1 rRNA gene is annotated in these 1,580 nt (G+C 53.0%); it reads right to left on the reverse strand.

The features are described from left to right. Nucleotides 1–35 precede the first annotated feature (35 nt). Nucleotides 36–1,572, reverse strand: a 16S ribosomal RNA gene (locus B092_RS0112920). Between the last annotated feature and the right edge of the window lie 8 nt (nt 1,573–1,580).

The following is a 1,580-nucleotide window of genomic DNA, read 5'->3' on the forward strand; positions in this document are numbered from 1 at the left end:
CGTGAGCACTCAGATAACTGCAGCTTAAAGCTCTTAAAGGAGGTGATCCAGCCGCACCTTCCGGTACGGCTACCTTGTTACGACTTCACCCCAGTCATGAATCCTACCGTGGTAATCGTCCCCCTTGCGGTTAGACTAACTACTTCTGGTAAAACCCACTCCCATGGTGTGACGGGCGGTGTGTACAAGACCCGGGAACGTATTCACCGCAGCATTCTGATCTGCGATTACTAGCGATTCCGACTTCATGCAGGCGAGTTGCAGCCTGCAATCCGGACTACGATCGGGTTTAAGAGATTAGCTCCACCTCGCGGCTTGGCAACCCTCTGTCCCGACCATTGTATGACGTGTGAAGCCCTACCCATAAGGGCCATGAGGACTTGACGTCATCCCCACCTTCCTCCGGTTTGTCACCGGCAGTCTCACTAGAGTGCTCTTACGTAGCAACTAATGACAAGGGTTGCGCTCGTTGCGGGACTTAACCCAACATCTCACGACACGAGCTGACGACAGCCATGCAGCACCTGTGCACCGGTTCTCTTGCGAGCACACTTTAATCTCTTAAAGCTTCCAGGCATGTCAAGGGTAGGTAAGGTTTTTCGCGTTGCATCGAATTAATCCACATCATCCACCGCTTGTGCGGGTCCCCGTCAATTCCTTTGAGTTTTAGTCTTGCGACCGTAGTCCCCAGGCGGTCAACTTCACGCGTTAGCTGCGCTACTAAGCCGTAACCGGCCCAACAGCTAGTTGACATCGTTTAGGGCGTGGACTACCAGGGTATCTAATCCTGTTTGCTACCCACGCTTTCGTGCCTGAGCGTCAGTATTATCCCAGGGGGCTGCCTTCGCCATTGGTGTTCCTCCGCATATCTACGCATTTCACTGCTACACGCGGAATTCCACCCCCCTCTGACATACTCTAGCTTGATAGTTAATAGTGCAGTTCCGAGGTTGAGCCCCGGGATTTCACACCGTTCTTTCCAAGCCGCCTGCGCACCCTTTACGCCCAGTAATTCCGATTAACGCTTGCACCCTATGTATTACCGCGGCTGCTGGCACATAGTTAGCCGGTGCTTATTCCTCAACTACCGTCAGCATCTTAAGGTATTAGCCTAAGACTTTTCTTCGTTGAGAAAAGTGGTTTACAACCCGAAGGCCTTCGTCCCACACGCGGGATGGCTCGATCAGGGTTCCCCCCATTGTCGAAAATTCCCCACTGCTGCCTCCCGTAGGAGTCTGGGCCGTGTCTCAGTCCCAGTGTGGCTGGTCGTCCTCTCAAACCAGCTATAGATCACTGCCTTGGTAGGCCGTTACCCCACCAACTAGCTAATCTAATATCGGCCGCTCCAATAGCGAGAGGTCAAATGATCCCCCCCTTTCCTCCGTAGAGAATATGCGGTATTAGCCACGCTTTCGCGTAGTTATCCCCCACTACTGGGCACGTTCCGATACATTACTCACCCGTCCGCCACTCGCCACCCAAGGAACAAGTTCCTCTGTGCTGCCGTTCGACTTGCATGTGTAAAGCATCCCGCTAGCGTTCAATCTGAGCCAGGATCAAACTCTTCAGTTTAATCTCTG

This window comes from Oligella ureolytica DSM 18253, assembly GCF_000373745.1.
Classification (GTDB): domain Bacteria; phylum Pseudomonadota; class Gammaproteobacteria; order Burkholderiales; family Burkholderiaceae_B; genus Oligella; species Oligella ureolytica.